Origin of the sequence: Dietzia sp. UBA5065, from assembly GCA_002415925.1 — a bacterium.
In the GTDB taxonomy this organism is placed as follows: domain Bacteria; phylum Actinomycetota; class Actinomycetes; order Mycobacteriales; family Mycobacteriaceae; genus Dietzia.
Map to the genome: position 1 here is coordinate 10,275 of DIAZ01000149.1, position 3,801 is coordinate 14,075.

Here is a 3,801-nt window from a genome sequence, read left to right on the forward strand (position 1 = left end):
ACCAGGTGCCCGGCCCCGGCCCGCAGTCCAACGGGTCGTCGCGGCCCAGCCCGTCGATGATGAAGCCGCATCGTCGCCCGCTGCGCTCCAAGTTCGTTCCGCTCTCGGAGGAGGTCTGGACCTCGTCCGGTGAGCAGACGCCGTTCGACGTGGGCCAGCAGTATGCCACCTGGTGGTACGAGCAGGCCGCCACCGAGGACCAGCGGGATCAGGCGCACCTGCTCTCCGGGGGTGTGCTCCCGCCGGGCATCGACCGTCCGCTGCTGCAGTTCGCGTGCCAGATGCTGAACGAGTTCACCCTGACCGAGGCGCAGCGGGTCCGGCTCCGCGACGGCTTCCACGAGGGGATCCGAGCGGTTCTGCTCAAGCACCGCTGAGTCAGAACGGCGGTGGGTCGTCATCTGGGATGTCGTCCGAGATGTCGGCCCGCGCCGACTCGATGTTGCTCCGTCGTTCGGCGGCGAGGCGGCAGGCTCGGCGGAACCAGTGGGTGCTGAGGGGCCGGGGGTGGAGCCACGGCCGCATGAGGGCGGACAGGTCCACGTCGGTGGTGCCGGGCCCGCCGTCCTGGCCCGTCCGCCTGCGCCACCTGGCCAACGGGCCGTCGGGGAGGGTGGTGATGGTGTGGCCGGAGTCGGTAATGACCGTGAGGGTCCCGTCGCGGTCGAGTTGGTAGAACCATTCGTGGAAGGTCTTGAACCTGTGGTGCCGGCGACACAGGCACATCAGGTTGCGCTCCTCGGTCTGGCCGCCCCGCGCCGGATCGCCGTGGTCGAAGGGCCGGCAATGGTCCACGTCGCAGTCCTCCGCCGGAACCGAACAGCCGGGGTGCCGGCAGGTGCCGTCGCGGAGCCTGACGGCTCTGGCCAACTCGGCGCTGATGCGATACCTGCTCCTGCCCTGGGCGGAATCCGCGGAACCCGGTTCCGGGTTCGGGACGGTGATGGTCGCTCCCACGCTCCGGGCGAGCAGGGCGATGAGGGCGTCGATCGTGGCCGGACCGCCGCGGGGGAGGTACACCTCGGGCTCATCGCCGGGACCGGACGGGGCCAGCACGGTGACATTCAGCCGGATCTGGGGCCCGGGGTTCGCCTGCTGCTGCTCGCCCTTCGCCTCGCCCGCGCCCTCCCCCTCGTCGGACGGGGCGGTCGTGCCCGGGGCGGTCGTGCCCGGGGCCGTCGAACCCAGGGGGGTCGAGCCCAGGACGGCCTCGACCAGGGCATCCGCCCGGCGTTCGTCGAGGGTGGTGGGGTCGCTGTAGTCGGCCGACGGGTCTGCCGACCGGCGCGCGGCCTCGACCCTGGCCGCTCTCTCCCGCTCGGCCACGTCCCGGGCGGTGGCGTCCAGCGTCTTCCTGATGGCCTCCGCCTCGGTGGAGGACAGGAGGGCGTGAAGGTCCGCCATGCCGTCCACGCCGCGCCGGACCCGGACTCGGCGTTCACGCACTGCGGCCCTGCATCGCGCCAAGACCCCCGCTGGGTCGAAGGAGGCGATGATCTTGTCCGTCATGGACAGGATCGCGTTGCGGCCGGGACGATCCCCCGACTCGATCGACGCGACCAGCCAGTCCACGACCAGGCGGTGCACATTGTCGAGAACCGACGGGTCGACCGTCCTCATGTGGCGGGTGAGCAGGGTCGCCGTGGCCTCGTCCAGGAGGCCGTCCTCCATCGCCTCGACGATCCCGGGGAAGCTGAGCACGAGGGTGCGGGCCTGGGTGAGCATGGCCGAGGCGCGATTGTGGTGGGCCCCGTAGACGGCGACGACCTCCGCGCACGCCACGTCGAAGGGGTCGAGAACCGCGTGATCGCGCGGGCGCTCAGGGCCGTCGGGGTCGTAGTAACCGGCCTCGAGGTCGCGGACGAGCTGTTCCTCCTCGCACAGATCGAGTAGCTCATGGCAGGCGCGCACTCGGGCCGCGGCGGCGCGGTTCTCCGCACGGAGCGCTTCCATGGCGGCGCGACCGGCCGCCGCCACGCCCGCCGTCCGCCCCGCCGTTGTTCCTGCTGTCGCCACCGACCCCACCTCCTCGCTCCGGTCGTCGAATCGCTTGTACGTTCGATATGGCAACACCCTAGCAACGGGGTACGACACAACCCGTCCACCTGCGGATATCCGGTCGGCGGGCGACGGGCGGGAGAGGGCAGGGAGGGGCGCCGGCCGAGCCTCCACCGCCAAGCACCGACCGGTAGTGCCCGGACAGGCCGGGGTGGTGGTCCGGCCCGAAGCGGGGTGCGTCCGGATCCCGGCCCGCCTCGTCGTCGTAGCCCTCGATCCTCACGGTGAGGAGCCACCCGTCGGGGCCGGTACGGACGACGACGAGGCCCGGCGCCTCGCACGCCTCGACCTCCACCCCGTCGGCCGGATCGCCCGATCGGTGACCGCCGCCCACGGCTGCCCGCGCGAGACGGGCGGCCTGCGCGTGAACACGACGGACCCGGCCTCGGCGAGTCGGCCGGAGGCCGTGGGTCTGGCGGGCCTGGCTGGCGTGGGGGGCAGGGCGGCTCCTCGCGGCTCGGCTAGTCCCTGGTGTCCCGGGGCAGGGTGGGGTCCGAGGGGGTCGTGGAGCCCGACTCCGGTTCTGCGACGGCGGGGTCGGAGGCGGCGGGATCGGGGGCGGCCGACGGCTCGGTCCCCTCGGTCAGCTGACGGTCGGTGCCCGCGTCGGCGCCGCCGGTCAGGCCCATGGAGGCGCGGATCTGTTCGAGCTTGGACCGGCCCTCGGACTCGCGGATGTGGGCGGCGGCGTCGAGCTGGGCCGTGGACATGGCTCCCGTGGCCTCGGCGAGTTCCTGCTTGCCGAGCGCCGTGGTGTAGCGGCTCTCGATCTTGGCGCGGATCTCGTCGAAGGTGGGGGAGTTGCCGCCACCGACGCCCTCCAGGGTGGTCATGGATTCGGTGGTCCGGTGCTGCATCTCGGCCTGCGTGGCCTGGAGCAGGAGCTGGTCCTCCTGTGCGAGGGTCTCACGCAGTCGGTGCTCGGACTCCTTCACGGCGTGCTTGGCCTGCTCCGCGGCCTGGACCGCCTGTCCGTGCAGCTGGCGGGTGTTCTCCAGGTCCTGCTCCACCATCACCAACCGCCCGGCCAGCTGCTCGGCCTGCGCGTCGAACCGGGCGGCCTTGGCGGTGTCGCCCTCGGCGCGCGCGGACTCCGCCAGCTGGAGTGACTGCCGGACCTGCCCCTGCACCTCGTCGAGTTGGCGGGCCTTGGTACCCATCGCGATCTCGAGCTGCTTGGCGTTGCCGATCACCGCGGCCGCCTGATCCGCCACGGACTTGTGCTGCTCGCGGGCGTTGTTCATGGCCTGGTGGACGAGGATCTTGGGGTCCGCGGCGTCGTCGACCTTCTTGTCGAGCGAGGCCTTGAGATAGTTCCAGCCCTTGGAGAACGGGTTCGGCATGGCGGGGTCCTGACTGTCGCGGCGGGTACTACCTCTTGACGGTACCGAGCAATGCGGCCACCGGCAGGGCGGTTCGCGGCAGGTACGGCTGGCGCCACAGCCCGCCCGACGCCGCGCCGTGCGACTCGTGCTCCCACTGGACGGTCACGTCCGGTCGCCCCACGTTGAGGTCGTGGACCATCATCGCCGCGAGGAGCGCCGACGAGGTGGCGGCCTCGAAGATCTCGATGCCGAACGCGTGGGCGCCCTTGTAGGTGGCCGCGAGGATCTTGTTCTTGGTGACCGAGTGCGTGTTGGTGGCCGGGGCCACGTTGACGGAGACGGTGTGGCCGTCGGCGAAGGCCGCGGTGGCGCGCCAGCGTTGGACCCGCTTGGCCAGCGTGTAGTTGGGGCCCTGCTG

Annotated in this window: 2 protein-coding genes and 2 pseudogenes; 1 reads left to right on the plus strand and 3 read right to left on the minus strand. The window is 71.9% G+C overall.

Annotated features, from left to right (window positions below):
* Nucleotides 1-377 (plus strand): annotated as a pseudogene (locus B4M60_RS12275) (NYN domain-containing protein); the annotation flags it as partial.
* Between the two features lies 1 nt (nucleotide 378).
* On the opposite strand, the gene B4M60_RS12280 reads toward B4M60_RS12275, so the two are convergent.
* The 3 genes and pseudogenes from B4M60_RS12280 to B4M60_RS12290 form a co-directional block, all read right to left on the minus strand.
* The gene (locus B4M60_RS12280) at nucleotides 379-1,953 is read right to left on the minus strand and encodes an HNH endonuclease (RefSeq protein ID WP_291084331.1); all 1,575 of its coding nucleotides are present in this window, start codon (nucleotides 1,951-1,953) and stop codon (nucleotides 379-381) included.
* A 566-nt stretch (nucleotides 1,954-2,519) separates the two neighbouring features.
* Nucleotides 2,520-3,401, minus strand: coding sequence for a PspA/IM30 family protein (locus tag B4M60_RS12285; protein WP_291084334.1), 882 nt, complete (start codon nucleotides 3,399-3,401; stop codon nucleotides 2,520-2,522).
* Between the two features lie 28 nt (nucleotides 3,402-3,429).
* Nucleotides 3,430-3,801: pseudogene (locus tag B4M60_RS12290) on the minus strand (hypothetical protein); the annotation flags it as partial.